21 protein-coding genes are annotated in these 25529 nt (G+C 72.0%); 12 read left to right on the forward strand and 9 right to left on the reverse strand.

Annotation, left to right across the window (positions count from 1 at the left end; translation table 11 throughout):
* Positions 1-155 precede the first annotated feature (155 nt).
* The gene (locus ACFC51_RS07090) at positions 156-2402 is read left to right on the forward strand and encodes an MMPL family transporter (RefSeq protein ID WP_376527378.1); all 2247 of its coding nucleotides are present in this window, start codon (positions 156-158) and stop codon (positions 2400-2402) included.
* 55 nt (positions 2403-2457) lie between these two features.
* Positions 2458-3513: a zinc-dependent alcohol dehydrogenase family protein gene (locus tag ACFC51_RS07095; RefSeq protein WP_376527381.1), complete on the forward strand. Its 1056-nt coding sequence runs from the start codon at positions 2458-2460 to the stop codon at positions 3511-3513.
* Positions 3514-3675: 162 nt separating this feature from the next.
* Here the strand turns inward: ACFC51_RS07095 and ACFC51_RS07100 are convergent, their stop codons facing one another.
* Both ACFC51_RS07100 and ACFC51_RS07105 read right to left on the reverse strand, forming a co-directional pair.
* Positions 3676-3867: a helix-turn-helix transcriptional regulator gene (locus ACFC51_RS07100; protein WP_376527383.1), complete on the reverse strand. Its 192-nt coding sequence runs from the start codon at positions 3865-3867 to the stop codon at positions 3676-3678.
* A 189-nt stretch (positions 3868-4056) separates the two neighbouring features.
* Entirely contained in the window at positions 4057-4983 is a 927-nt protein-coding gene (locus ACFC51_RS07105) for a sugar phosphate isomerase/epimerase family protein (RefSeq protein ID WP_376366966.1), read from the reverse strand.
* Positions 4984-5151: 168 nt separating this feature from the next.
* On the opposite strand from ACFC51_RS07105, the gene iolC reads away from it, so the two are divergent.
* From iolC to ACFC51_RS07140, 7 genes are all read left to right on the forward strand, one after another.
* Positions 5152-6174: a 5-dehydro-2-deoxygluconokinase gene (gene iolC, locus ACFC51_RS07110; RefSeq protein ID WP_376527386.1), complete on the forward strand. Its 1023-nt coding sequence runs from the start codon at positions 5152-5154 to the stop codon at positions 6172-6174.
* The gene (locus ACFC51_RS07115) at positions 6171-7061 is read left to right on the forward strand and encodes a deoxyribose-phosphate aldolase (protein WP_376527389.1); all 891 of its coding nucleotides are present in this window, start codon (positions 6171-6173) and stop codon (positions 7059-7061) included. The genes iolC and ACFC51_RS07115 overlap by 4 nt, the downstream gene beginning before the upstream one ends.
* 201 nt (positions 7062-7262) lie before the next feature.
* A complete protein-coding gene (iolB, locus tag ACFC51_RS07120; RefSeq protein WP_376527392.1) occupies positions 7263-8144 on the forward strand; it encodes a 5-deoxy-glucuronate isomerase in 882 nt (293 codons plus the stop codon).
* Positions 8141-10054, forward strand: coding sequence for a 3D-(3,5/4)-trihydroxycyclohexane-1,2-dione acylhydrolase (decyclizing) (gene iolD, locus ACFC51_RS07125; protein ID WP_376366958.1), 1914 nt, complete (start codon positions 8141-8143; stop codon positions 10052-10054). The genes iolB and iolD overlap by 4 nt, the downstream gene beginning before the upstream one ends.
* Positions 10055-10066: 12 nt before the next feature.
* Positions 10067-11575, forward strand: coding sequence for a CoA-acylating methylmalonate-semialdehyde dehydrogenase (locus ACFC51_RS07130; RefSeq protein ID WP_376366956.1), 1509 nt, complete (start codon positions 10067-10069; stop codon positions 11573-11575).
* Between the two features lie 216 nt (positions 11576-11791).
* The gene (locus tag ACFC51_RS07135) at positions 11792-12736 is read left to right on the forward strand and encodes a DUF5829 family protein (RefSeq protein WP_376366954.1); all 945 of its coding nucleotides are present in this window, start codon (positions 11792-11794) and stop codon (positions 12734-12736) included.
* A gap of 106 nt (positions 12737-12842) precedes the next feature.
* A complete protein-coding gene (locus ACFC51_RS07140) occupies positions 12843-13436 on the forward strand; it encodes a DUF4291 domain-containing protein (RefSeq protein WP_376366953.1) in 594 nt (197 codons plus the stop codon).
* Here the strand turns inward: ACFC51_RS07140 and ACFC51_RS07145 are convergent.
* Both ACFC51_RS07145 and ACFC51_RS07150 read right to left on the reverse strand, forming a co-directional pair.
* Positions 13402-13971 carry a hypothetical protein gene (locus tag ACFC51_RS07145; protein WP_376528011.1) on the reverse strand — a complete coding sequence of 190 codons (570 nt, stop codon included), beginning with the start codon at positions 13969-13971 and terminating at the stop codon, positions 13402-13404. The genes ACFC51_RS07140 and ACFC51_RS07145 overlap by 35 nt on opposite strands.
* Positions 13972-14157: 186 nt before the next feature.
* On the reverse strand, positions 14158-14592 hold the full coding sequence (locus tag ACFC51_RS07150; RefSeq protein WP_376527394.1) for a GNAT family N-acetyltransferase: 435 nt from the start codon (positions 14590-14592) through the stop codon (positions 14158-14160).
* A 131-nt stretch (positions 14593-14723) separates the two neighbouring features.
* On the opposite strand from ACFC51_RS07150, the gene ACFC51_RS07155 reads away from it, so the two are divergent.
* The 3 genes from ACFC51_RS07155 (at position 14724) to ACFC51_RS07165 (ending at position 20116) form a co-directional block, all read left to right on the forward strand.
* Entirely contained in the window at positions 14724-17513 is a 2790-nt protein-coding gene (locus ACFC51_RS07155) for an alpha/beta fold hydrolase (protein ID WP_376527395.1), read from the forward strand.
* Positions 17510-18397, forward strand: a complete 888-nt coding sequence (locus tag ACFC51_RS07160) for an ABC transporter permease (protein ID WP_376527398.1) — start codon at positions 17510-17512, stop codon at positions 18395-18397. Before ACFC51_RS07155 ends, ACFC51_RS07160 begins: the two co-directional genes overlap by 4 nt.
* Before the next feature lie 126 nt (positions 18398-18523).
* Positions 18524-20116 (forward strand): von Willebrand factor type A domain-containing protein, encoded by a 1593-nt coding sequence (locus ACFC51_RS07165; protein ID WP_376527401.1) that lies wholly within the window; start codon positions 18524-18526, stop codon positions 20114-20116.
* Positions 20117-20193: 77 nt separating this feature from the next.
* On the opposite strand, the gene ACFC51_RS07170 is transcribed toward ACFC51_RS07165, so the two are convergent.
* From ACFC51_RS07170 to ACFC51_RS07190, 5 genes are all read right to left on the reverse strand, one after another.
* Positions 20194-20508: an L-rhamnose mutarotase gene (locus ACFC51_RS07170; RefSeq protein ID WP_376366944.1), complete on the reverse strand. Its 315-nt coding sequence runs from the start codon at positions 20506-20508 to the stop codon at positions 20194-20196.
* Between the two features lie 17 nt (positions 20509-20525).
* Positions 20526-21611: a rhamnose ABC transporter substrate-binding protein gene (rhaS, locus tag ACFC51_RS07175; RefSeq protein ID WP_376527404.1), complete on the reverse strand. Its 1086-nt coding sequence runs from the start codon at positions 21609-21611 to the stop codon at positions 20526-20528.
* A gap of 81 nt (positions 21612-21692) precedes the next feature.
* On the reverse strand, positions 21693-22748 hold the full coding sequence (locus ACFC51_RS07180; protein WP_376527407.1) for an ABC transporter permease: 1056 nt from the start codon (positions 22746-22748) through the stop codon (positions 21693-21695).
* Positions 22732-23784 (reverse strand): ABC transporter permease, encoded by a 1053-nt coding sequence (locus tag ACFC51_RS07185; protein WP_376366938.1) that lies wholly within the window; start codon positions 23782-23784, stop codon positions 22732-22734. Before ACFC51_RS07185 ends, ACFC51_RS07180 begins: the two co-directional genes overlap by 17 nt.
* Positions 23781-25304 (reverse strand): sugar ABC transporter ATP-binding protein, encoded by a 1524-nt coding sequence (locus ACFC51_RS07190; protein ID WP_376366936.1) that lies wholly within the window; start codon positions 25302-25304, stop codon positions 23781-23783. Before ACFC51_RS07190 ends, ACFC51_RS07185 begins: the two co-directional genes overlap by 4 nt.
* Between the last annotated feature and the right edge of the window lie 225 nt (positions 25305-25529).

Raw genomic sequence — 25529 nt, forward strand, 5'->3', positions numbered from 1 at the left:
TCGATCCCCAGCTCTCGAGACGCGGTTGACAAACGCGAGCGACCACTCGCATTCTGATGAAACGCGAGCGGGGACTCGTGTTTGCCAGTGTACGTGGCAATGGCCGACCCGTGCTGCCCTGAGCGGCTCGGGTCCGGGTGAAGGGGGCACCACACATGTCGGACATCGGCAGATCGAGACGCATCGGGCGTTGGACTCGTTCCGTCACCGCAAGGCCACGTCTCGCCCTGCTGGCCGCCCTGGTCGTCACGGTGCTCGCCGTGTTCGCGGGCGGTGGAGTGGCCGATCGCATGGGCAGCGGCGGCGTGGAGGCGCCGGATGCCGAGTCGACGTACGCGACCCAGGTGCTCGAGCGGGAGTTCCCCGATTCGCAGCCCAATCTCCTGCTGCTCGTCGACAGCGGTGACGCCTCGGTCGACGACCCCGCGGTGGCAGCCGAGGGGGCCCGGCTGGCCGAGCAGCTGTCGGCCGAGCCGGGCGTCACCGGCGTCGGCTCGTACTGGCGGACGAAGTCGCCGGCCCTGCGCTCCGGCGACGGACACCAGGCGATCGTCGCCGCCCGGATCGCAGGCGACGAGAAGAGCGCCGGGGAGATCCTCGACCGGATCGCCCCCGCCTACAGAGGTGCGCAGGGCCCGGTGGAGGTCTCCGTCGGCGGCCCCGTCGCCGTACAGCACGAGATGCAGAGCATCATCGAGGAGGACCTCCTGAGGGCCGAGGTCATCGCTCTGCCGGTGACGCTGGTGCTGCTCGTCATGGTCTTCGGCAGTGCGATCGCCGCCATGCTGCCGCTGGCCGTCGGGATCGTCGCGATACTCGGCACCAACGCGGTCCTGCGCGGCATCACCGAGTTCACCGACGTCTCGGTCTTCGCCCTGAACCTCACCACGGCGCTGGGTCTCGGGCTCGCCATCGACTACGCCCTCTTCATCGTGCGACGGTTCCGCGAGGAACTGGCCGCCGGGGCGGAGACCCGGGCCGCGATCGGCACGACCCTGCGCACGGCGGGCCGCACGGTCCTCTTCTCCGCGCTGACGGTGGCCGTGTCGCTGGCCGCGATGATGGTCTTCCCCCAGTACTTCCTGCGCTCCTTCGCCTACGCGGGCATCGCCGTGGTGCTGCTCGCCGCCGCCGCTGCCCTGATCCTGCTCCCGGCCGCTCTGATGCTGCTCGGCCCACGGGTGAACTCCCTGGATCTGAGGCGCCTGCTGCGGCGTGGCGGGAAGGCGGGCCCCGGCGCCGGCGCGGCCGGCAGCCCGGGCAGGGGATGGGCCCGCCTCTCGCAGCTCGTGATGCGCAGGGCACCGGTCTTCGCCGTCGTCACCGCCGTCGGGCTCGTGCTGCTGGGGCTGCCGTTCCTCGGGGTGCAGTTCGGTACGGCGGACGACCGGCAGCTGCCGGCCACAGCGGAGTCCCGGGTCGTCCAGGAACACCTGCGTGAAGGCTTCCCCGGCAGTCCGGGCGGCGCACTCGACGTGCTCGCCGAAGGGGCGGCGAGCCCCCGCCGGTACGCCGAGTTCCGGGAGCGGCTCGAGGCGCTTCCCGGAGTGGCTCGCGTCGGCGGTCCTGTCACGGGGGACGGAGTCGCGTACTACGAGGTCCTGCCCGAGGGGGAGTCCGTCGGGCAGGGGGCACAGGACCTGGTCCGGGAGCTGCGGGCCGAACCCGCACCGTTCGACACCTCGGTGACCGGCGCGGCGGCCGTCCTGGTCGACTCCAAGGACGCCCTAGCCGACCGGCTGCCCTGGGCGGTGGGAATCATCGTGGTGGTGACGCTGCTGCTGGTCTTCCTGCTGACCGGCAGTGTCCTGATACCCCTCCAGGCGGTCGTCCTCAACGCCCTCAGTCTGACCGCGATGTTCGGAGCGGTGGTCTGGGTCTTCCAGGACGGGAACCTCTCGGGGCTCCTCTCCTTCACCAGCACCGGTGACATCGAGACGACCCTGCCCGTGCTCATGTTCTGTGTGGCCTTCGGTCTCTCCATGGACTACGGGGTGTTCCTGCTCTCCCGGATCAAGGAGGAGTACGACAGGAGCGGCGACCACGAGCACGCGGTGACCTTCGGGCTGCGCCGCACCGGCGGACTGATCACCGCGGCCGCCGTGATCCTGGCGGTGGTGATGGTGGCCATCGGCACCTCGCGCGTGACCAACACGAAGATGCTCGGACTCGGGATCGCGCTGGCGGTGCTGATGGACGCCATGGTGGTGCGCAGCCTGCTCGTGCCGGCCGTCATGAAGCTGACGGGCCGGATCACCTGGTGGGCCCCGGCGCCGCTGCGCGCCTTCCACGAGCGCTTCGGGCTCAGCGAGGGGGAGCCGGTCCGGGGCGGGTCCCGGGGCGACGGGGAGGTGTCCGGAGCGGACGGCCGGAAGCGGGACAAGGTCACGGCCGGGGCGTAGATTCACCGGATCGAGGAGCCGGGCGGCAAGAGCCGGACCATGGGAGGCGGGGCGTATGCGGGCAGTCGTGTTCGAGGAGTTCGGGCAGGAGGCCAGGGTCCGGGACCTCCCGGATCCCGCACCGCCGGCCGGGGGAGTCGTGGTCCGGGTCGAGGCCACCGGCCTGTGCCGGAGCGACTGGCACGGCTGGATGGGCCACGACCCGGACATCGTCCTCCCGCACGTCCCCGGGCACGAACTGGCGGGTGTGGTCGAGGCGGTGGGCGCCGGCGTGCACAACTGGCGCGCCGGCGACCGGGTCACCGTGCCCTTCGTCTGCGCCTGCGGCCGGTGCGCCGCCTGTGCGGCCGGCGCCCAGCAGATCTGTGAGCGGCAGACCCAGCCCGGCTTCACCCACTGGGGATCCTTCGCCGAGTACGTGGCGCTGGAGGCGGCGGACGTCAATCTCGTCGCGGTACCCGACGGACTGTCGTCCGCCACCGCGGCCGGGCTGGGCTGCCGGTTCGCCACGGCCTTCCGTGCCGTGGTGGGGCAGGGGAGGGTGGCGCCGGGCGAGTGGGTCGCCGTGCACGGCTGCGGCGGCGTCGGGCTGTCGGCCGTGATGATCGCTGTGGCGTGCGGGGCCCGGGTCGTCGCGGTCGACGTGTCCCGGCAGGCCCTCGAACTGGCGCGGGCCTTCGGGGCGTCGGCGTGCGTGGACGCCTCCTTCCACCCCGCCGGAGCGGACGAGGCCGTACGCGAACTGACCGGCGGCGGCGCGCATCTGTCGCTCGACGCGCTGGGCTCCCCGGTCACCTGTGCCGCCTCGGTGCGGAGCCTGCGACGGCAGGGCCGGCATGTCCAGGTCGGGCTGCTGCCGTCGGCCGCCGGCGACCCGGTCGTTCCGATGGCGCGGGTGATCGGGCTGGAGCTGGAGATCCTCGGCAGCCACGGCATGGCTGCCCACGCCTACCCGCCGATGATGGACATGGTCCGGGCCGGAACCCTGCGCCCCGATCTGCTGGTGACCTCCACCATTCCCCTGGACGCCGCCCCGGCGGCCCTCGCCGCGATGGGCACCACGCCCGGAGCGGGTGTCACCGTCATCGAACCGGCGAAGGAGTCCGGCTGACCTCCCCGGGCCGCCTCCGTGCTCCTCCGCCCTCCTTGGGCCGCCTCTGCCCTCCCCGGGCCGCCTCCGTGCTCCCCGGGCTGCGTCCGCCCTCCCCGGGCCGCATCCAGGGTCTCTGGACCGCCTCCGGGGTCCCTGGACTCCAGGGTGCAGCGGCCCGCCTCAGCGGCCCCGGTTGCTGGGCCTGGACGCGATCCACGCGAGGACGGTGTCCACGTACCAGTAGGGCTTTCCGTTCCGGACGTCGTCGGGAGGCGGGAGCAGGCCGTGTTTGCGGTACGAGCGGATCGTGTCCGGCTGGACGCGGATGTGCGCCGCGATGTCCTTGTACGACCAGAGCATTCTGTCCGGCATGGATGACACCTCTCTGTACGTCCGTGATGCACGCCCGTGATGCCCGGGCGTGCCCCCGCCCCTCTGTCCCGGTGAACGAGAGGGTTCCGGGCCGGGCAGGGGACGTCGCGAGCCCGTGACACAGGCTCAGCGGAACCCGGACATACGTGACGGAGAAGTGACTGCCGTGGCAGGAGGGGGTGGAGAGACTCAGGAGGACGGACGTGCCGGCCCGCAGATCCGGAGGAACTCGCGGGTGCGGCGGGCGATGGGCAGCGGCTTGTCGGGCGGACACGGATACATGTCCTGCTCGACGATGGCGAACAGATCGGTGCCCAGGGCGCGCGCGGCATCCAGCACGGGCTCCAGGGCGGGCACCCCGCCCGGCGGCTCGCACATCACACCGCGCGCGACGGCCGGGCCGAACGGCACCTCGTCCGCCACGACGTCGGCGAGCACCACGGGGTCGACCTGCTTGAGGTGGAGGTAGCCGATCCGCTCGCCGTACGTCCTGATGAGCTGCACGCTGTCCCCGCCGCAGTACGCGTAATGGCCGGTGTCCAGGCAGAGCGAGACCAGGTCCGGATCGGTCGCGTCGAGGAAGCGGTTGACGTTCTCCTCGCCGTCGATGTGCGTGTCGGCGTGCGGGTGCACCACGATCCGCAGCCCGTACCGGTCCTGGACCTCGCGAGCCAGGCGTTCCGTCTGCGTGGTGAGGTCGCGCCACTGCGCGGCGGTGAGCGTGCGCTCCTCCAGCACCTCGCCCGTCCTGTCGTCCCGCCAGAACGACGGGATGACCACCAGATACCCGGCGCCCATCGCCCGGGTGAGTGCCGCGATGCCCGCAACATGCTCCCAGGTCCGGTCCCAGACCGAAGGGCCGTGGTGCAATCCGGTGAAGACGGTGCCCGCGGAGACGGCGAGGTTCCGTCGGGCGGTCTCGTCCGCGAGCCGTGCGGGGTCGGTCGGCAGATAGCCGTAGGGGCCGAGTTCGATCCACTCGTACCCCGCCTCGGAGACCTCGTCGAGGAATCGCTCCCAGGGCACCTGCTGCGGATCGTCGGGGAACCAGACGCCCCACGAATCGGGTGCCGAGCCGATGCGGATGCGGGCCGGAGAGGGTACGGAGGAGGTCATATCGCCCACCCTCCAGTCCTCCGGAGGGAGTGTCAAGAGTTCGTCCGAATGTCCGGACAAAGTGTTGACAGCGTTCCGGGCGAGGGCTAGACCTGGGAGCGGCCGTCCGGCCGTGGTCGACTCCCGGGACGTTGCGCCGGGCCGGAGTACCGGGTCGAAGGGAGTTGTATGCCTGAGCCGTACGACGTGATCACCATGGGGCGCATCGGGGTGGACATCTACCCGCAACAGACCGGTGTACCGCTGGCACGGGTCGAGACCTTCGCGAAGTTCCTCGGCGGCTCGCCGTCCAACGTGGCCGTGGCCGCCGCCCGTCTGGGGCGGCGTACGGCTGTGATCACCCGGACCGGCAGGGACGGCTTCGGCGACTATCTCCACCAGGCGCTGGAGGAGTTCGGGGTGGACGACCGCTGGGTGGGCGACGTCGTGCAGTATCCGACTCCGGTCACCTTCTGCGAGATCTTCCCGCCCGACCACTTTCCGCTCTACTTCTACCGGCAGCCCAAGGCCCCCGATCTGGAGATCCACCCGGAGGAGCTCGACCTCGAAGCGGTGCGGTCCGCCCGGGTGTTCTGGATGACCGGCACCGGGCTGTGCGCCGAGCCCAGCCGCACCGCCACCCTCACCGCCCTCCGGGCACGCAGCGCGGCGGCCATCGCACCGGACGCCGTCGGAGCCCCGCGCGTCACCGTCTTCGACCTCGACTGGCGCCCGATGTTCTGGGGCGACGGAAAGGGCGGGGGCGACGAGGCCGCCCGCGTCCACTACCGCGAGGCGCTCGCCCACGCCACGGTCGCCGTCGGCAACCTCGACGAGTGCGAGATCGCCACCGGGGAACGCGAACCGCACGCGGCCGCCCGCGCCCTGCTTGCCGCCGGACCCGAACTCGCCGTCGTCAAACAGGGACCGGGAGGCGTCCTCGCCGCCCGCAGGGACGGCACCGTCGCCGAGATCCCGCCCCTCCCCGTCGACGTCGTCAACGGCCTGGGCGCCGGGGACGCGTTCGGCGGCGCCCTCTGCCACGGGCTCCTCGCCGGCTGGGACACGGACCACGTCATGCGCTACGCCAACGCGGCCGGGGCCATCGTCGCCTCCCGCCTCGCCTGTTCGTCCGCGATGCCGTTCCCGCACGAGGTCGAACAGGCCCTCGCCGACGGGGCGGTCGGCGCAGCTGCGGGGCCCACGCCGTGACCCCGCCCGCCGCGGCCGGCGTCGCCGATCTCGTCCTGCTCCGCGCCCGTCACCCCGAGGCCGTCGCCGAGGCCGCCGCGACCCGCCGCAGACGCCCCCTCGTGGGACCCACAGGACGCCTGATGATCATCGCGGCGGACCATCCGGCCCGCGGCGCCCTCGCCGTCGGCGACGACGACCTGGCCATGGCCGACCGGTTCGACCTGCTGGAACGCCTCTGTCTCGCCCTTGCGCGCCCCGGCGTCGACGGGGTGCTCGCAGGCGCCGACGTCCTGGAGGACCTGCTGCTCCTCGGCGCACTGGAGGACAAGGTCGTCCTCGGTTCGATGAACCGCGGCGGGCTCGCGGGAGCCGCCTTCGAGCTCGACGACCGCTTCACCGGCCACCGCCCCGCCGACCTCGCACGCCACGGGTACGACGCGGGCAAGCTCCTGCTGAGGATCGACCACGACGACCCGGGCTCCCTGGACACCCTGCACACCGCCGCGCGCGCGGTCGACGAGATGGCCGCGCTCCGGCTGCCGGTCTTCATCGAGCCGTTCCTCTGCCACCGCACCCAAGACGGGCTCCGCACCGACCTGGGCGCCACCGCCGTGACGACCTCCATCGCCATCGCCTCGGGTCTGGGCGGCACGTCCGCGTACACCTGGCTCAAGGTCCCGGTCACCGATGACCCCGGCGACATGGACCGGGTGATGCGTGCCTCCACCCTCCCCGCCGTCCTGCTCGGCGGGGAGGTCGCCGGTGACCCGGACACGGCGTACGAGAAGTGGCGCGGCGCGCTGCGGCTGCCCACCGTGCAGGGGCTGGTGGTCGGCCGCTCGCTGCTCTACCCCGCGGACGGTGACGTGGCGGGCGCGGTCGACACGGCGGTGGGGCTCCTGTGAACCCGCTGACGCGGGACCCGGGGAGGCGCGGCGACCGTCCGGCGCGCACGGTCAAAGGCGCGGCGACCGTCCGGCGGACACGGTCAAAGGCGCGGCGACCGTCCGGCGGACACGGTCAAAGGCACGGCGGCCGCCCTGCGCACCCCGACATCGAGCCTCCGTGTCCGTGGAAGGAACGGGACGACGGGTAGGGATGGAGCCATGACGACCACCGACGAGCAGCAGAGGCACCACCTCCGGGCCGGACACGCGTCACGCGGCCCCTACGCCCTCGACATCGACCCGGAGAGGGCCGGATGGGAGCGGTCGGGGCTGCGCGTCCTGGAGCTGGGACCGGGTGATGTTCACACCCTCGTCACCGGGGAGAGCGAATGGATCGTCCTGCCGTTGTCCGGCGGCTGTACGGTGCGCACAGCAGGTGAGATCTTTGAACTACGGGGCAGGAAGAACGTGTTCGGCCCGGTGACGGATTTCGCCTATGTCCCACGCGACGCCCGCGCCCAGATCGCCTCCGGCGCAGGAGGCCGCTTCGCCCTGGCAGGAGCGAAGTGCGAGCGACGACTCCCCGCTCGCTACGGCCCCGCGCCGGAGGTACCGGTCGAGCTCCGCGGGGCGGGCACCTGCTCGCGCCAGGTGCACAACTTCGCCGCCGCCGACGCGTTCGAGTGCGACCGCCTCATCGCCGTCGAGGTCCTCACCCCCGGGGGCAACTGGTCCTCGTACCCGCCGCACAAGCACGACGAGCACCACCCCGGCACCGAGTCCGTCCTGGAGGAGATCTACTACTTCGAGGTCGAGGGGGACGGCCTCGGCTACCACCGGGTCTCGCCGTCCCGCCCCGGCGGCACGGACGTCCTCGCCGAAGTCGCCACGGGCGACGCGGTCCTCATCCCCGACGGCTGGCACGGCCCGTCCGTCGCCCCGCCCGGCCGCAGCATGTACTACCTGAACGTGATGGCGGGACCCGGCGCGCGCGAGTGGCTCATCCGCGACCACCCGGACCACCGCTGGATCCGCGACACCTGGCTCGGGCAGCCCGTCGACCCACGGCTGCCGCTCGGCGCTCCGGAGGCCGTCCGGTGACCTCACCCCGCCGCACCTCCGAGGCGCCCGGGCCCACCCGCAGGCTCACCACCGCCCAGGCCCTGATCGCCTTCCTCGCCCGCCAGTACACCGAACGCGACGGCCGGCGCCACCGCCTGATCGACGCGACCTGGGGCATCTTCGGCCACGGCAACGTCGCCGGCATCGGACAGGCGCTCGTCCAGGCCGGACCGGCGATGCCCTACCTCCAGGGCCGCAGCGAGCAGGCCATGGTGCACGCCGCCGTCGGATACGCCCGGCAGTCGGGCCGGCTCTCCGCCCACGCCGTCACCACCTCCATCGGCCCCGGCGCCACGAACCTCGTCACCGGCGCCGCCCTCGCCACCGTCAACCACCTGCCCGTGCTCCTCCTCCCCGGCGACACCTTCGCGACCCGCCCCGCCGACCCCGTGCTCCAGCAGCTCGAAGTGCCCCACGCGGGCGACGTGTCGGTCAACGACTGCCTGCGCCCCGTCTCCCGCTACTTCGACCGGATCACCCGCCCCGAGGCGCTGATCCCGGCTGCCCTGCAGGCCATGCGCACCCTCGCCGACCCGGCGGACACCGGCGCCGTCACCCTCGCCCTGCCGCAGGACGTGCAGGCCGAGGCGTACGACTGGCCGGCGGAGTTCTTCGCGACGCGCGTCTGGAACGTGCGCAGGCCCGCCCCCGATCCGTACGAGCTGGAGCAGGCCGTCCGCGCGGTCCGCGCCGCGCGCCGCCCCCTGGTGGTCGCGGGCGGCGGCGTCCACCACAGCGGGGCCGAGGAGACGCTTGCCGCCTTCGCCGCGGCCACCCGCATCCCGGTCGCCTCCACCCAGGCGGGCAAGGGATCCCTGCGCCACGACCACCCCGCCGACGTCGGCGGCATCGGTCACACCGGCACGGCCCCGGCCGACGCGCTCGCCCGCGAGGCCGACCTCGTGATCGGCGTCGGCACCCGCTACACCGACTTCACGACGGCGTCCGGCACCCTCTTCGCCGACCCGGCCGTACGCTTCCTCAACCTCAACATCACCGGCTTCGACGCCCACAAGCTCGCCGCGCTCCCCCTCGTCGCGGACGCCCGCACCGCCCTCCAGGCGCTCGGCGAGGCGCTCGGTGCCCGAGGCCACCACGTCGACCCCGCGTACGAGAGCGAGTACACCGACGCCAAGGACCGCTGGGAACGGCGGGTGGACGCCGCCTACGCCGCCGCCGACCCGGACGCCCGTCCCACCCAGGCCCAGGTACTCGGCCTGCTCGACGAGCTGGTCACCGAGGACGACGTCCTGATCAACGCCGCCGGCTCGCTCCCCGGGGACCTCCACAAGCTGTGGCGGGCACGCTCCCCGCGCCAGTACCACGTGGAATACGGCTACTCCTGCATGGGATACGAGATTCCCGCGGCTGTCGGCGTACAGCTCGCCGCGCCCGGCAGGCCCGTCTGGGCCCTCGTCGGCGACGGCACGTACCTGATGAACCCCACCGAGATCGTCACCGCGGTCCAGGAGGGGCTGCCCGTCAAGCTCGTCATCCTGCAGAACCACGGATACGCCTCCATCGGCGGACTCTCCGAGGCCGTCGGTGCCGAACGCCTCGGCACCGCCTACCGGCACCGCACGGCGGAGGGGGCCTTCGACGGTGCCCCGCTGCCCGTCGACCTCGCGGCCAACGCGGCCTCGCTCGGCATGCGGGTGCTGCGGGCGGGCACGGTGGGGGAGCTGCGCGGGGCCCTCGCCGAGGCACGGGGCGCGGACCGTCCCACTTGTGTCTACGTCGAGACCGAAACGGCAGACACAGTGTCGGGGCCTCCTCCCGCACAGGCGTGGTGGGATGTTCCCGTAGCCGAAACCGCGACCCGCCCGACGGCGGTCGAGGCCAGGAAAGAGTACGACCGGCAGATCGCAGCCCGACGCCGCCACCTGTGAAGGAGCACTGTCATGAAGACCGTCCACCACTGGATCGGTGGCAAGACCTTCGAGCGGGCCGAGGGCACGTCGGGCGCCTACGGACAAGTTACCGACCCGGCGACCGGTGCAGTCACCACACAGGTGGCGCTCGCCTCCGCCGAGGACGTCGACGCCGCGGTCTCCGCCGCGAGGACCGCGTACGAGACCTGGGGCACCTCCTCGCTCTCCGCGCGCACCGCCGTCCTCTTCCGCTACCGCGCCCTGCTGGACTCCCACCGCGACGAGATCGCCGCGCTGATCACCGCCGAGCACGGCAAGGTGCACTCCGACGCGCTGGGCGAGGTCGCCCGCGGCCTGGAGATCGTCGAGCTGGCCTGCGGCATCACCACCCAGCTCAAGGGGGAGCTGTCGACGGAGGTGTCCAGCCGCGTCGACGTCTCCTCGATCCGCCAGTCGCTCGGCGTCGTCGCCGGCATCACGCCGTTCAACTTCCCGGCCATGGTGCCGATGTGGATGTTCCCGCTGGCCATCGCCTGCGGCAACACCTTCGTCCTCAAGCCCAGCGAGAAGGACCCGTCGGCAGCCAACCTGCTGGCCGAGCTGGCCTCGGAGGCCGGCCTTCCCGACGGCGTCCTGAACGTCCTGCACGGGGACAAGGTCGCCGTGGACGGCCTTCTCGCCCACCCCGACGTCGCCGCCGTCTCCTTCGTCGGCTCCACCCCCATCGCCAAGTACATCCACGCCACCGCCTCCGCGAACGGCAAGCGGGTCCAGGCGCTCGGCGGCGCCAAGAACCACATGCTGGTCCTCCCCGACGCCGACCTGGACGCCGCGGCCGACGCCGCCGTCTCCGCCGCGTACGGCTCCGCCGGTGAGCGCTGCATGGCCATCTCGGCGGTCGTCGCCGTGGGCTCCGTCGCCGACGACCTGGTGGCAAAGATCCGCGAGCGCGCCGAGAAGATCAAGATCGGCCCCGGCGCGGACCCCACCTCCGAGATGGGCCCGCTCATCACCGCCGCCCACCGCGACAAGGTCGCCTCGTACGTCACCGGGGCGGCGGCGCAGGGCGCCGACGTCGTCCTCGACGGCACCGGCTACACGGTCGAGGGTTTCGAGGACGGCCACTGGATCGGCCTGTCCCTCCTGGACAACGTCTCCACGGACTCCGACGCCTACCGCGACGAGATCTTCGGCCCTGTCCTCTGCGTCCTGCGCGTCGCCACGTACGAGGAGGGCGTCGCCCTCATGAACGCCTCGCCGTTCGGCAACGGCACCGCGATCTTCACGCGCGACGGCGGCGCGGCCCGGCGCTTCCAGCTGGAGATCGAGGCCGGCATGGTCGGCGTCAACGTCCCGATCCCCGTCCCGGTGGGCTACCACTCCTTCGGCGGCTGGAAGGACTCCCTCTTCGGTGACCACCACATCTACGGCAACGACGGCGTGCACTTCTACACCCGTGGCAAGGTCGTCACCACCCGCTGGCCCGACCCGGCCGACGCCCCCGCGGGTGTCGACCTCGGTTTCCCCCGCAACCACTGACGCCGCGCCCCGCTCCTGAACCCCTGCCCGGTGGGACCTCCCTCCTCACCGGGCAGGAACGGGGGTGAACAGGGCCGCCGGGATCTCCGCGGGTACGTGCGCCCGGCTCTGTCCGCGAAGCACCGAGGACCACCGCGCCGGTGGTCATGTGTCAAGCACTTCGGCCCGCGGCACAACGAAGGGCAGGGGTGTGCACCCCGTCCTACGATTCCCCGCATGCTGATTCACCGGACATTACGGACGATCATCGTGTGCGCCCTGGCTCTCGCCGGAGCGATCGGGGGCGGCGTGGGGACCGCGGAGGCGGAGGGCGGCACCTCCTCGCACGAGGGGCAGGTGCTGTACTTCAACCACTCCTACGGAGTCCTCGACCGGGAGACGGCCGACGCCGTCGAACACTCCGACTACCTCCGGGACTTCGCGAGCTTCCAGGTCCGCACCACGACCGGCGCCGACGGACAGGTCTGGACGGGGCGCTATCTGATGGGACGCGAGACCTACCTGGAACTGCTCGGAGTCGGCGACCTGGCGGGCCAGGACGGCACCCTCGGCTCCGCCGGGCTGGGCCTCTCGACCGAGCGCGCGGGAGACCTGGCGACGGTCACCGAGCGGCTGAAGGAAGAAGGCGTCGCCGAACCGGTCGAGTTCCTCCAGACCCGCGACTTCGGAGACGGCGTGCCCGTGCCGTGGTTCGACGCCCTCCTCACCACCACCACGTACGACGCCTTCGGGGCCTGGGCCATGGAGTACCGGCCGGAGTACTTCGCCGATCCCCGCAGCAACACCGAGCCGGCGAGCAGCCCCGGCGACGTCGGCCGGGAGCGCTACCTCTCCGACGACTACCGCACCCACCTGATGCGGGACGTGACCTCCGTCCGCCTCGCGGTCACCGAGGGAGACCTGGCCGACACCGTTCCGCTGCTGCGGGCGGGCGGGTTCGCCGTCAGGAGCGTCGCCCACGGTGGCGTCGTCGCGGAACGCGGTGGCATCACCCTGCGGTTCGACGTCGTCACACGCGAACAGGCGGGGTTGCGACAGGTCGGGATGTCTCTCAACCGGTCCGTGACGGAACGGCATGTGGAGCCGATCGGCCGGTCGACCCTCACGGTCGGCCCCGGCAGCCGTGCCCTCTGGACGTTCGCCCCCAACGGCACCCGGTAGCCGGCGAGGGTGCGCCCCCGGAGGGGCGCACCTGCGCGGGGGCCTTGGGCCCGCGTCGCGGAAAACCCGTGGCCGAGGGCGCGGCACCCCCGACATCCTGGGGGCCATGACCGCACCGCAGCACGAGATCCGCGCCCGGCACACGGACACCACCGTCACCGTCTACCAGGCGTACCGCCCGGCCATCGGGCTGCCCGCCGCCCGCGACGGCCGCTTCCCGCCGGCCTGGAAGCGCGACCGCATGACCTGGATCAAGCCGAGCTTCCTCTGGATGATGTACCGCTGCGGCTGGGGTACGAAGGAAGGCCAGGAGACCGTGCTGGCCGTCGAGATCACCCGTGAAGGCTTCGCCTGGGCCCTGGAGAACGCCGAACTCTCGCACTACGTGAGGGGTGTGCACCCCGACCGGGCCACCTGGCAGCGCGCCCTGCGCCACAGCCCCACCCGTGTCCAGTGGGACCCGGAGCGCGATCTCCACCTGAACGCGCTGCCGTACCGATCCCTCCAGCTCGGACTGAGCGGCGAGGCGGCACGGCGGTACGCGGACGAGTGGACCGTGTCCGTCAGGGACGTCACGCCGCTGGCCCGTGAGATCCACGCGGCGGTCCGGGCGGGGGACCGGGAGAAGGCCGCCGGTCTGCTGCCGGTGGAGACGCCGCTCGGCCTCAGGGCTCCCCGGCCGGTCCCCGCCACCCCGTGAGCGCCAGTACCTCCGACGCGATCTCCACCACGGTCCGGCCGTCCGTGGCCACCCGGACCGTGTCAGGCGGGGCGTGCTCGTCCAGCAGCCTGGCCTTGCGCGCACTGCCCGCGATCTCCCGGTCCAGGGCGGAACCGATCTCGCGGGCCGAGAGCCGTTCCACAGCCGTGGCGTCCGTCGCGGTGAGCAGGACCCGGACGATCCGCACGCCGGTGCCCAGCACCCGCTCGAACATGGGGGCCGAGCGGGGCAGCACGCTCACCGTGTTCGTGTAGACGAGACGGTGGTGGCCGAGTGCCGCGAAATTCCGCCACATCGCCGCGAGGTTGGCCTCGGTGATCGCCGCGCAGTGCGGGTCTCCGGCCGGTGGCGGGTGGACCTGGCCGAGGTAGTCCCCCTCGACGACCGCGTGCGCGATCCCCTCCGCCCGCAGCCGGTCCGAGACCTCCCAGCCCACCGTCGTCTTGCCGACGCCGGCCCGGCCGCCGATGAGGAGCACTTCGGGTCGCTCGGAGCTCACGGCCTCCGCGTTCATGACCTCCGCGTTCATGGCCTTCGGTTCCACGGCCTCCGCGTTCATGGCCTTCGGTTCCACAGCCATCGCGTTCATGGCTTTCCTGCCCACGGCCTCCGCGTCCACAGCCTTCGGTTCCATGACCGGAGCCTGGCAGCGGGCCGGGCGCCGCTGCCACCGTTTTTCCGGCGACGACCCGTTCCGCGCTCAACCCCGACCGTGCGCGTCCCTCTCATCGGACTCCCAGGTCAGCATGGCGAACACCCCGTCGTCCGCCGCTCCCGTCGAGCGGTAGGTGGCGAGGGCCGGCGCGTTGTCGCGTTCCACGCCCACCCACATGTCGTAGCAGCCGCGCTTCCGGGCCTCGGCGGCCAGTGCCTCGGTCAGGGCGCGCCCGATGCCCCGGCGGCGGTGCGCCTCGTCGACGGAGAGCTCGTACAGGCACATCTCGGTGCCCTTGTCCGGGTGGAGCATCTCGATGCCCGAGACGAACCCCGCCGGGGCGCCGTCCACGTAGGCGATGAGCATCAGGTGGCCGTCCGCCGCCAGGAAGCGGGCGGCCCACTCCTCGCGGGGCGGAGCGTCGTAGAGGTGCCCGGCGGCGAGGAGCTCACCGGTGGTGACGGCGGGGCGAATGTCCATCCACGGGCCTTTCGTCGCACAGGTGTACCGCGTCCGGAGTACGGGGCGGCCATGACGTACCTCTCAGGGATGCGGGACACCTCACCCTGGCGGTATCCGGGGGCCGAGCGCGAGCCCTTTAGGGTCGAGTCATGGAGAAACCGACTTCCCGGTGGCGGCACCGGCTGCCCCGCACCCCAGGCCGGTGGGCCGCGGTCGTCGCCGCCCTCGCCGTGCTCGTGGGCGCCGGTACCTGGACCGCTGCCGCCGCAGACGACGACGGTAAGCCGTCCGTGCACCGGCAGGACCGGATGATGAAGATGAACGGGGTGTCGGTCGACACCTCTTACTTCACCACCGGGGGTGCGGAGCGCCGCCCTGCCGTCCTCATCGGGCACGGCTTCGGCGGCAGCAAGAACGACGTGCGCGCCCAGGCCGAGAAGCTGGCCGCCGACGGGTACGCCGTGATGACCTGGTCCGCCCGAGGGTTCGGGAGGACGACCGGGGAGATCACGCTCAACGCACCCGACGCCGAGGTCAAGGACGTCTCCGGACTCATCGACTGGCTGGCGCAGCGCCCCGAGGTGGAGCTCGACGCGAAGGGCGACCCGCGTGTCGGCGTCACCGGCGCGTCCTACGGCGGTGCCATCTCGCTGCTCGCCGCCGGGCACGACGACCGGGTCGACGCCATCGCCCCGGTGATCAGCTACTGGAACCTCGCCGACGCGCTCTTCCCGAACGGTGTGTTCAAGAAGCTCTGGGCCGGGATCTTCGTCAGCTCCGGCGGCGGCTGCGAGAGGTTCTCGAAGCAGCTGTGCGCGATGTACGAGCGGGTCGCGGTCAACGGCAAGCCGGACGCCGCCGCGCGCCGGCTCCTGACGGAACGTTCCCCCGAGGCCGTGGCCGACCGCATCGACGTACCCGCGCTGATCGTCCAGGGACAGAGCGACTCGCTCTTCCCGCTCGGCCAGTCCGATGCCATGGCCAAGGCCGTCAAGGCCAACGGCGCCCCCGTCTCCGTCGACTGGATCGCCGGAGGCCACGACGGCGGCGACGACGAGGGCGACCGCGTCCAGGGCCGGGTCGGCGACTGGTTCGACCGCTACCTGAAGGACGACAAGGGCGCCGACACCGGGCCGGGCTTCCGGGTGACCCGGACCGGAGGCGTCGACTCCACCGACGGCGCCGCCCTCAAGCGGGGCGCGAGCAGCGCCACGTACCCGGGCCTGACCAGCGGCGGCCGGAAGATCCCCCTGACCGGTGCGGGGCAGCCGCCCGGCGCGGGACCGCAGGGCATCACACCCGGCGGCCAGGACGCCCCCGCGGCCGGCGGGCAGGACGACTCCTCCGCCGGTGGCCAGGGCGGCGGGGGCAGGAGCGCCGCGGCCGGCGGCTCCACCCAGACCTTCCGCAACCCCGCAGGGGCCAACCCGCCCTCCATCTCCGCCGTCCCCGGCGTCGGAGGCGGACTCTCCCAGCTGTCCTCGCTCGGCGTCGGGTTCTCCCTCGACTTCCCCGGGCAGTACGCGCGCTTCGAGTCGGCACCCCTGGACGGAACCGTCCACGTCACCGGATCGCCCACGGTCCGTGTGAACGTCGAGGCGGACCGGGGCGACGCGGTGCTCTTCGGCAAGGTCTACGACGTGTCGCCGGACGGCAAGCAGCAGGTGCTTCCCTCCCAGCTCGTCGCCCCCTACCGGATCACACCCGGTGAGCAGGGCAAGCCGGTCGAGCTGACCCTTCCCGCCGTCGACCACGAGGTCGAGGCAGGGCACCGGCTCCGCCTCGTCCTCTCCGCGACCGACCTGGCCTACGCGTCACCCGCCGAGCCCGCGACGTACACCGTCTCCCTCGACGGGCCGCTGACCGTGCCCACGGCACCCGCCGTGAGGACCGCGGCCGCCACGCTGCCCTGGTGGACCTGGGGACTCCCGGCCGCCGCGCTCGTCATCGCCGCCGTGCTCCTGCTCACCGCGCGCCGGCGCACCGCGACCCCCGTCCCCGACCCGGCGCTCGCCGACGTGCCGCTCCAGATCACGGACCTGTCTAAGAAGTACGCGAAGTCCTGGGACCGGTACGCCGTACGGGACCTCGGCTTCCGGGTCGAGAAGGGGCAGGTCCTCGGCCTGCTCGGACCGAACGGCGCGGGCAAGACGACCACCCTGCGCATGCTGATGGGGCTCATCACCCCCGACGCCGGTGAGATCCGAGTCTTCGGACACGCGATCCGCCCCGGGGCGCCCGTGCTGTCCCGCGTGGGGTCCTTCGTCGAGGGCGCGGGCTTCCTCCCGCACCTGTCGGGCCGCTCCAACCTGGAGCTGTACTGGCAGGCGACCGGACGGCCCGCCGAGGACGCCCACATCGACGAGGCCCTGGAGATCGCCGGACTCGGTGACGCCCTGGCCCGCGCCGTACGCACCTACTCCCAGGGCATGCGGCAGCGCCTCGCCATCGCCCAGGCCATGCTCGGCATGCCGGACCTCCTCATCCTCGACGAACCGACCAACGGGCTGGACCCGCCCCAGATCCGTGAGATGCGGGACGTGATGATCCGGTACGCGGCCGGCGGCCGGACCGTGATCGTCTCCAGCCACCTCCTCTCCGAAGTCGAACAGTCCTGCACCCACCTCGTCGTCATGGACCGAGGTCAGCTCGTCCAGGCCGGTCCGGTCGCCGAGATCACCGGATCCGGCGACATGCTGCTCGTCACCACCGAGGGGGAGGTCCCCGAAGCGGTCGTCGAGAAGGTGGCGCAGCTCCCGGGCATCGGCTCCGCCGTCCCCCTGGACGAAGGCCACGGTCTGCTGGTCCGTCTCGACGGCGCCACGGCCGCGCAGCTGGTCTCCGAACTGGTGCGTCTCGACGTGCCGGTGACGGGGGTCGGGCCCCACCGCCGCCTGGAGGACGCGTTCCTCACCCTCATCTCCCAAGGATCCGCATGAGCTCCGCACCAGAGATCCAGGCGCTCGCCGAAGCCCCCGGATACCACGCCCGCCGCACGCTGCCGCTGCGCGTGGAGGCGATGAGACAGCTGCGCAGGCGGCGCACCCTGCTCATGGGCGGGGTGCTGGCGGCCCTGCCGTTCATCCTGATCATCGCGTTCGCCGTCGGCGGCACCCCGGGCGGTGAAGGGGGCGGCGGAGGCGGCGGCTCGCGGATCAACCTCATGGACGTCGCGACGGAGTCCGCGGCGAACTTCGCGGCGACCTGCCTCTTCGTCTCCGCCGGCTTCCTGCTGGTGGTGCCGGTGGCCCTGTTCTGCGGCGACACCGTGGCCTCCGAGGCGAGCTGGTCCTCGCTGCGCTACCTGCTCGCGGCGCCGGTGCCCCGGTCCAGGCTCCTGTGGAGCAAGCTCGTCGTGGCACTCGGATTCAGCCTCGCGGCGATGGTGCTGCTGCCGCTCGTCGCGCTGGCCGCGGGAGCCGCCGCGTACGGCTGGGGGCCGCTCCGACTGCCCACCGGAGGCGCCCTCGCCACCTCCGACACCGTGCCGCGCCTCGCGCTCGTCGTCGCCTTCGTGTTCGTCTCCCAGCTCGTCACCGCCGGGCTGGCGTTCTGGCTGTCGACGAAGACGGACGCACCGCTCGGCGCGGTGGGCGGCGCGGTCGGGCTGACCATCGTCGGCAATGTCCTGGACGCCGTCACCGCGCTCGGTTCCTGGCGCGAGTTCCTTCCCGCGCACTGGCAGTTCGCCTGGGCCGACGCGCTCCAGCCCGACCTCGAATGGGGAGGGATGGCGAAGGGAGCGGCCGTATCGGTGACCTATGCCCTGATCCTGTTCGCGCTCGCCTTCCGGGGGTTCAGTCGTAAGGACATCGTGTCCTGAAGCTGATGTTCCGCCGCTCCTCCGCCCGCCGTTGCGGCATCGAGACGGTTCCGCAACACTTCCGACGACTCCCGGCGGCGGCCTCGCACGTCACATTCACAGATGTCGACGACATGGGGGGTACGGATGGAACGCAGGGCAAGGACGTATCGGGGAGCGCTCGCGCTGATCCTGGCGGGCGGTGTCCTGATGACGGGCTGTGCGGGGTCGGGCCCGGGAGGGGACTCCGCCGCCGACCGCGGCAACGGGCCGGCCGGGGGCAGGCAGCCCGCCCCCGCCGCCCCCTCCGCCGAGGCGGGACAGCGCGAGGACGGCGCGAGCGCGGCGGAGGACGCCCCCGCCCGGGAGAGCGCGGCCCCCGACTACCTGTCGACCTTCGCTCTCGACGTGGACACCGCCAGCTACGGGTACGCGCGCCGCACCCTGGGCGACGGGCGGATGCCCGCGGCGGAGACGGTGCGCCCGGAGGAGTTCGTCAACAGCTTCCGCCAGGGCTACGAGCCACCGGAAGGCAACGGTTTCTCGGTGTCCGTCGACGGCGCGAAGCCCGGCGCCGGCGCCTCCGACTGGTCGCTGCTCCGGGTCGGGCTGGCCACCAGGCCTGCGTCGGAGACCGGCGAACGCCCGCCCGCCGCGCTGACCTTCGTCGTCGACGTCTCCGGATCGATGGCCGAACCCGGCCGCCTCGACCTGGCGAAGACCTCGCTGGGCATCCTCACCGACGAACTGCGTGACGACGACTCCGTCTCCCTGGTGACCTTCAGCGGCGAGGCCGAGACCCGGCTGCCGATGACCAGGCTCCAGGGCAACCGCACCAAGGTCAGGGACGCCGTCGAGGCGATGGAGCCCGCCGACTCCACCAATGTGGCGGCGGGCGTCCAGCAGGGCTACGACGAGGCGGTCGAGGGCCACCGCAAGGGCGCCACCAACCGGGTCGTCCTGCTCTCCGACGCCCTGGCCAACACCGGCGAGACCGACGCCGAGGCGATTCTGGAGCGCATCGACGACGCGCGCGAGGAGTACGGCATCACGCTGTTCGGCGTCGGCGTGGGCAGCGACTACGGCGACGCGCTGATGGAACAGCTCACCAACAAGGGCGACGGCAACACGACGTACATCGCCGACGAGACCCAGGCCAGGAAGGTCTTCGTCGACCAGCTGCCCGCCCATGTCGAGCTGCGCGCCAGGGACGCGAAGGCGCAGGTGGCCTTCGACCGGGAGACCGTCGAGCAGTTCCGGCTCATCGGTTACGAGGACCGCAAGGTCGCCGACGAGGACTTCCGCGACGACGGCGTCGACGGCGGAGAGGCCGGCCCCGGGCACACGGTGACCGCGCTCTACGCCGTACGGCTCCGCGAGGACGCCTCCGGCCACGTGGCGACGGCGACGGTGCGGTGGCTGGACCCGAAGACGCGGAAGGCGCACGAGGCGACCGGATCGGTGGGGACCGGGGCGATCGGCGGGAAGCTCTGGGACGGCGCCGGCGCGCGGCTCCAGGTGGCCGCTGTCGCCGCGTACTTCGCGGACACACTGCGCGGCGGCGACCTGCCGGGGACACCCGCGCTCGGGGAACTCGCCTCCCGGGCGAGGAAGCTGGCGTCCTCCACCGAGGACAGCTCCGTGGAGAAGCTCGCGACGGCGATCGAGCAGGCCGACCGGATCAGGAACGGCGGGGACGACGGACCGCCGGGTGACGGCGGCGAGGGCGAGGTCGGCTGACACCGGTCGTAGGGCGCGGCGGCGGATCGTTCCGCCGCCGGGCCCGTCCGTGCCCGGCATGTCCGCGCGGGCCCCGCTCAGGCCAGGTGGAACACCTCGGTCAGCGGGACCATCGCCTCGTCGGCCGCCTCCGGCTGCTCGAAGAACCCGGCCATGTCCCGCTGCCAGCGCCCGTTGACCTCCGTCGCCGCCATCGCCCCGCGGGCCGTGTCGAAGTCCTCCGTCTCCAGGTAACCGACCAGCAGGCCGTCCTCGCGGAGGAACAGCGAGTAGTTGTGCCAGCCCGCCTCCGACAGGGCGGCGAGCATCTCCGGCCACACCGCGGCATGGCGCTCGCGGTACTCGTCCAGGCGGTCCTCACGGACCTTCAGCAGGAAACAGACGCGCTGCACGGAGCCGTTCCTCCCGCTCAGAAGTCGAACGTGTCGATGTTCTCGGAGTCGAAGACGGTCGGCTCGCCCAGGATGACCTCGCCGTCCTTGCCGACGGTGTACTCGCCGAGCTTGCCCGCCTCGAACTTCTCGCCCTCCGCACCGGTGATCCGGCCCGACGCCAGCGCGGCCGCCGCGTACGAGCCGAGGTAGCCGAGCTCCTCCGGGTTCCAGAGCGAGAACTGCTCGACGGTGCCGTCCTTGACGTACGAGCGCATCTGGTTCGGCGTGCCGAGCCCGTTGAGCACGACCTTGCCCTTGTACGAGGAGTCGCTCAGGTAGCGCGCGGCCGCGGCGATACCGACCGTCGTGGGGGAGATGATGCCCTTGAGGTCGGGGTAGGCCTGCATGAGGCCCTGCGTCTGCTGGAAGGACTTCTGGTCCGCGTCGTCGCCGTATGCGACCTTGACCAGCTGCATGTCCTTGTACCGGGGGAGCTTCAGCTCCTCCTTCATGAACTCGATCCAGGTGTTCTGGTTCGTCGCGTTCTGGGTGGCCGACAGGATCGCGATCCTGCCCTGGTAGCCGATCTGCTCACCGAGGTGCTGGACGAGACTGCGGCCGATCTCCTCGGAGCTCGCCTGGTTGATGAACAGCTGGCGGCAGTCCTTCGCCGTGTCGGAGTCGTAGGCGACGACCTTGATGCCCTTCTTCATCGCCTGCTTGAGCGGGCCGCACACCGCGTTCGGGTCGTTCGCCGCGATCAGGATGGCGTCCTGGCGCTGCTGGATGAGGGTGTTGATGTAGGAGACCTGCGAGGAGGCGTTCGCGTCGGACGGGCCGACCTCCTTGCCCGTGCCGCCGTACTCCTTCGCCGCCGCGATACCCGCCTCGTCGACGATCTTCTCGTACGGGTTGTTGATCTGCTTCGGCAGGAAGCCGAGCTTCAGGCCCTTCCTCAGCGGGGCGTCCGGGTCGGCCTTCGCGGAGCTGCCGGCCTTCGCGCCGCCGGCGTCCTCGCTGTCCTTCGTGGTGCCCGAACAGGCCGTGAGAGCGAGGGCGAGGGAGGCGGCGGTGGCTGCGGTCGCGACGGCGCGGAGCCCGGCGGCATTGCGGAGCATCATGGCGGCGTGTGCCTTTCGAAGGGGTAGGGGAGTACGGGGTGCGGACAGGGGCGTCACGGCGTTCGGGGCGCGGACAGAGCGTCACGGCGTTCGGGGCGCGGGGGCGTCCGCGGCCCGCCTGTGCCGTCGTCCGACGACCGCGGCGATGACCCGTGGTGTCAGGACCGAGGCCACGAGCAGCAGACCGGTCACGATGACCTGCACCTCGTTGGCGACGTCGTTGAGCGTGAGCAGGTTCTTCAGCAGGCCGATCAGCAGGACACCGGCGACCGCGCCGAAGAGCGTGCCCCTGCCGCCGTCGAAGTCGATGCCGCCGAGCAGGACGGAGGCGATGACGAGCATCTCGAAGCCGAGTCCGTTGTCCGCGCGGGCACTTCCGTACCGGAGGGTGAAGACGACACCCGCGAAGGCCGAGAACAGGCCGGTCACCACGAAGAGCAGCAGCTTGATCCGCTTGACCCGGATGCCCGCGAAGTACGCCGCCTCCTCCTGGGCGCCGATCGCGAAGAGGGAGCGGCCGAACCCGGTGGCGTGCAGCACCACGGCGGTGACCGCGGCCAGGACGGCGAAGAGCAGCACCGGATAGGTGAGGAAGGTGCCGGGGACGGTCGTCGTGTCGACGGCCCAGTCCGCGTAGACCTGCGGGAAGTCCGTCACCGCGTCGCTGCCGAGCGCCACCGAGGCCAGCCCCCGGTAGAGCGCCAGGGTGCCGATGGTCACGGCCAGGGACGGCAGCCCCACCCTGGTGACCAGCCAGCCGTTGAGGAGACCGCCCGCGACACCGACCAGGAGCACCACCGGCACGATCGTCTCGAAGGCCCAGCCGGCCTCCCACAGCGCACCCGTCAGCGCACTGCCCAGACCCAGCATGGAGGCGACGGACAGGTCGACCTGCCCGGCGACGACCAGCAGGGTCATCGGCAGGGCGATGAGGGCGACCTCGGCGATGTCGTTGAAGGCGAACGCGAGGTTCGCGGCCGAACCGAACCCCTCGGTGGTGCCCAGCCCGACGACGAGGACCGCCACCAGCAGGACACCGACCGCGGTGTCCCAGCGCAGCGCCAGGCCGCGCACGGAAGAGGGTTTCGGCACGGCCCGCGGTGCGGAAGCCGTCTTCGTGTCAGGCGCCGTGGTCATGGCGGGCGTTCCTCTTCCTCAGGGCGGCGGTCATCCGCAGGTTCACGATCCGGTCGACGCTGATGGCCAGCAGGAGGAGCGCACCGGTGATGGCGCCCTGCCAGAAGGAGTCCACCTTGAGCACGACCAGGACGCTGCCGATGGTGGTGAGCAGCAGGGCACCGAGTGCGGCCCCCCAGACGGTGCCGGTGCCGCCGGTGATCGCGACACCGCCGACGACGACGGCGCTGACGACGGTCAGCTCCCAGCCGTGCGCGTTGTCCGCGACGACCGTGCCGAAGCGGGCCAGCCACAGGGCACCGGCGAAACCGGCGACGGCCCCGGAGAAGGCGTACGCGGCGAGGACCCGGCGGCGGATCGGGATGCCGGCGAGACGGGCGGCCTCGGGACTCGACCCGATGGCGTACAGCTCACGCCCCGACCGGTAGCCGCGCAGGAAGTACGCCGTCGCCGCGAGCAGGACGAGTGCGATCAGCGGCAGGTACGGGATGCCCAGCACGCTGCCGCTCCCGAGGCCCAGGACCGCGTCCGGCACGTCGGAGGCGCTGATCTGCTCGCCCTGCGCCCACCAGTAGTCGACGCCCTGGATGATGTAGAGCATGCCCAGGGTCACGACGAGCGCGGGGACCCTGCCGAAGCTGACGAGGGCGCCCGAGACCAGCCCGCAGACGATCCCGATGGCGGCGCCGAGCAGCATCACCGTCAGCACACCGTGGTCGCTCCCCGCGGCGAACTTGCCGCAGGCGAAGGCGGACAGGCCGACGACCGAGCCGACGGACAGGTCGATGTTGCGCGTGATCACGACGGCGGACTGGCCGACCGCGAGCAGCACCAGGATCGAGGCGTTGAGCAGCAGGTCCTTGACGCCCTGATCGGACAGGAAGCGCGGATTGGCCAGGTAGGTACCGGCGATCAGCACGACCAGGGCCCCCGCGATGGAGATCTCGCGCGCCCGGAAGACCGCGTCCACGAACGAGGAGGCACTGCGCTCCGTGGCCTTCGCCGTGTCCGGGGGGCTCTCGACGGTGCTGGTCATGCCGCTGCCCTCTCGTCGCGTCCGGTGGCCGCGGCCATGACCGACTCCTCGGTGGCGCCGGCGCGCGGGATCTCGGCGACGAGGCGGCCCTCGTGCATCACGAGCACCCGGTCGGCCATGCCGATGACCTCGGGGAGGTCGGAGGAGATCATCAGGACGGCGAGGCCGTCCGCCGCGAGCGAGGAGAGCAGCCGGTGCACCTCCGCCTTGGTGCCCACGTCGATCCCGCGGGTCGGCTCGTCGACGATCAGCACGTCGGGGCCGGTCGCCAGCCACTTCGCGAGGACGACCTTCTGCTGGTTGCCGCCGGAGAGCACCCCCACGGTGTCGGCCAGCCGGTTGTACTTGAGCTGGAGCCGCACCGCCCAGTCGGCGGCCCGGTCGTGCTCCAGGGCCCGGCTGACGAGCCCGCGCTTGCGGACCTCGGTGAGGCCGGTCAGGCCGATGTTGCGCTCGATCGACAGGTCCGTCACCAGCCCGCACCGGCGCCGGTCCTCGGGCACGAGCGCGAGCCCGGCGTCCATCGCGGCCGTCGGCGAGCCGGGGCGCAGCGCCCTGCCCGCCACCCTCACCTCGCCCGCGTCGGCACGGTCGACGCCGAAGACCACCTGGGCGACCTCCGTGCGTCCGGCGCCGACCAGTCCGGCGAGGGCGACGATCTCGCCGCGGCGGACCTCGAAGGACACGTCACGGAAGACTCCCTCGCGGGTCAGCCGCTGCACCGACAGAGCGACCTCGCCGACCTCGGCGTCCTGCTTGGGGTAGAGGTCGTCGAGGTCACGCCCCACCATCCTGCGCACCAGGTCGTCCTCGGTGAGGCCCTCCAGCGGCTCGGTGGAGATCCACCGCCCGTCGCGCAGGGTCGTGACGCGCTGGCACAGTGCGAAGATCTCGTCGAGGCGGTGCGAGATGAACAGCACCGCCGCGCCCTCGGAGCGCAGAGCCCGTACGACGGAGAAGAGCCTCGCGGTCTCGCTGCCGGTCAGGGCGGCCGTCGGCTCGTCCATGATCAGCACGCGCGCGTCGAAGGACAGCGCCTTGGCGATCTCCACGATCTGCTGGTCGGCGATCGAGAGTCCGCGGGCGGGCCGGTCCGGAGCCAGGTCGACGCCGAGCCTGCGCATCAGCGCGGCGGTCGTCCTGTGCACGGCCCCGCGGTCGATCCGGCCCAGGGATCTCCGCGGCTGGCGGCCCATGAAGATGTTCTCGGCGACGGAGAGGTCGGGGAAGAGCGTCGGCTCCTGGTAGATGACGGCGATGCCGGCGTCCCGTGCGTCCGCCGGGCCGTGGAAGACGACGGGTTCGCCGTCGAGGAGCACCTCGCCGCTGTCCGGCCGGTGTACTCCGGCGAGGGCCTTGATCAGGGTCGACTTGCCGGCACCGTTCTCACCCGCGAGAGCGTGTGCCTCACCGGGGAACAGTTGCAGGGACACGTCCTGAAGGGCCCGTACGGCTCCGAAGGACTTGCTCACGCCCTTCAGGGCCAGGACCGGGGCCGGGTCGGGGGCGGACTGGTTCATGGGAGCTCCTCAGCGGTGGACGGGTTCCGCTCCACTCGCCGTGAAAGGTTTCAATGAAGTTGCTCGGAAGCTAAACGGGGATTGCGGGCGCAGTCAATGGGTTGATGGCGAGAAGTTCCGGGGAGAAAGGCGATGTGTGAACTGAATGGAGGGATCGGATGGGCACTCCCGGCGGTGCTCTTGACAGGGTTCGGGGCGGCCCACTATCTTCCCCGTTTTTGAATC

The organism is Streptomyces sp. NPDC055962, assembly GCF_042270185.1.
Lineage (GTDB): Bacteria > Actinomycetota > Actinomycetes > Streptomycetales > Streptomycetaceae > Streptomyces.

Bases quoted from the DNA above. Each gene is read 5' to 3' on its own strand.
- rhaS (WP_376527404.1), bottom strand. From the start codon at position 21,611: ATGATGCTCCGCAATGCCGCCGGGCTCCGCGCCGTCGCGACCGCAGCC.
- ACFC51_RS07185 (WP_376366938.1), bottom strand. From the start codon at position 23,784: ATGACCAGCACCGTCGAGAGCCCCCCGGACACGGCGAAGGCCACGGAG.
- ACFC51_RS07135 (WP_376366954.1), top strand. From the start codon at position 11,792: ATGCTGATTCACCGGACATTACGGACGATCATCGTGTGCGCCCTGGCT.
- ACFC51_RS07150 (WP_376527394.1), bottom strand. From the start codon at position 14,592: ATGGACATTCGCCCCGCCGTCACCACCGGTGAGCTCCTCGCCGCCGGG.
- ACFC51_RS07155 (WP_376527395.1), top strand. From the start codon at position 14,724: ATGGAGAAACCGACTTCCCGGTGGCGGCACCGGCTGCCCCGCACCCCA.
- ACFC51_RS07100 (WP_376527383.1), bottom strand. From the start codon at position 3,867: ATGCCGGACAGAATGCTCTGGTCGTACAAGGACATCGCGGCGCACATC.
- ACFC51_RS07140 (WP_376366953.1), top strand. From the start codon at position 12,843: ATGACCGCACCGCAGCACGAGATCCGCGCCCGGCACACGGACACCACC.
- ACFC51_RS07095 (WP_376527381.1), top strand. From the start codon at position 2,458: ATGCGGGCAGTCGTGTTCGAGGAGTTCGGGCAGGAGGCCAGGGTCCGG.
- ACFC51_RS07105 (WP_376366966.1), bottom strand. From the start codon at position 4,983: ATGACCTCCTCCGTACCCTCTCCGGCCCGCATCCGCATCGGCTCGGCA.
- ACFC51_RS07160 (WP_376527398.1), top strand. From the start codon at position 17,510: ATGAGCTCCGCACCAGAGATCCAGGCGCTCGCCGAAGCCCCCGGATAC.
- ACFC51_RS07180 (WP_376527407.1), bottom strand. From the start codon at position 22,748: ATGACCACGGCGCCTGACACGAAGACGGCTTCCGCACCGCGGGCCGTG.
- ACFC51_RS07090 (WP_376527378.1), top strand. From the start codon at position 156: ATGTCGGACATCGGCAGATCGAGACGCATCGGGCGTTGGACTCGTTCC.
- ACFC51_RS07130 (WP_376366956.1), top strand. From the start codon at position 10,067: ATGAAGACCGTCCACCACTGGATCGGTGGCAAGACCTTCGAGCGGGCC.
- iolC (WP_376527386.1), top strand. From the start codon at position 5,152: ATGCCTGAGCCGTACGACGTGATCACCATGGGGCGCATCGGGGTGGAC.
- ACFC51_RS07145 (WP_376528011.1), bottom strand. From the start codon at position 13,971: ATGAACGCGGAGGCCGTGAGCTCCGAGCGACCCGAAGTGCTCCTCATC.
- iolB (WP_376527392.1), top strand. From the start codon at position 7,263: ATGACGACCACCGACGAGCAGCAGAGGCACCACCTCCGGGCCGGACAC.
- ACFC51_RS07165 (WP_376527401.1), top strand. From the start codon at position 18,524: ATGGAACGCAGGGCAAGGACGTATCGGGGAGCGCTCGCGCTGATCCTG.
- ACFC51_RS07190 (WP_376366936.1), bottom strand. From the start codon at position 25,304: ATGAACCAGTCCGCCCCCGACCCGGCCCCGGTCCTGGCCCTGAAGGGC.